Source organism: Protofrankia sp. Cr1 (assembly GCF_963555865.1).
In the GTDB taxonomy this organism is placed as follows: domain Bacteria; phylum Actinomycetota; class Actinomycetes; order Frankiales; family Frankiaceae; genus Protofrankia.
On the sequence record NZ_CAUVXO010000701.1, the window covers coordinates 2342 to 3186 of the forward strand.

1 protein-coding gene is annotated in these 845 nt (G+C 67.6%); it reads right to left on the reverse strand.

Annotated features, from left to right (window positions below; all coding sequences use genetic code 11):
• Positions 1 to 584, reverse strand: a 584-nt coding sequence (locus tag U9980_RS28235) for a helix-turn-helix transcriptional regulator (protein WP_322770709.1), incomplete at its 3' end; no start/stop codon positions are given.
• Between the last annotated feature and the right edge of the window lie 261 nt (positions 585 to 845).

The following is an 845-nucleotide window of genomic DNA, read 5'->3' on the forward strand; positions in this document are numbered from 1 at the left end:
TCGCGACGCTTCGTCGGTGACCCCTCTCCCTCGAAGCCGACTGGCGCCGGCCTCTCCGAAGACCAAGCACGAGACCCGGACAAGGATGCATTGTCTACGAACGCCGGCAGAAGTGGACACGGCAACAGCGCGCCACCGCCTCCTTGCGACGGAAAGTAGTCGCTCCCCTGAGCTGCGACGTGCGGCGTAGCCGAAGGCTGCCCGCGCACAGCGCAGACTCCGACCTCGCGCACGATCCTGCCGATGAGGAGAAGATCCGCGGCGGCCAGGTGTTCGCGGTCTTCAAGGTCGAGGAGGTGATGGATGTCGGTGCCGTAGACATGCGCGAACAGGGCGAGGACCTGGGGGGTGGGCCGGCGTCCGCCCGAGGTAGGCCAGGACTCCAGCTCAGACAGCCGCGGCATGGTCATGGTCGCTCTGCCCATCGGATCGAGCCCGAGGCTCGCCGCGTGCGCATTGATCGTGTCGGCGGCTTCCTGGAGCGTCCACCCGAACGCGTGCCGGTACGCGGCGCGGGGTCGGTAGCGAAACCGGCGCCCGAACTCGCCGGCGATCTCGTCATGGCTCATACCGAGCTCGCGCATCCGACCGCGGAGTCGCCGTTGCTCACCCCGTTGACTCACAGTGGCCACTGACAGCTCACCCAACCCCTCTGGACTGGGATGACGAGGCCGTCGCTTACCGCGGACGGCCACACGGCGCGATCCTATCGTTTGGATTTGTCACATCAGACCGCCCGGTGTGCCTCACTCTCATCGGCGAGCACGGTCAGCCGTGGGCGGGGGCCGTGGCGCTGCTCCCGATCCCAAACCTCCCGATCCCACACACGGACTTGGTCGGCGACC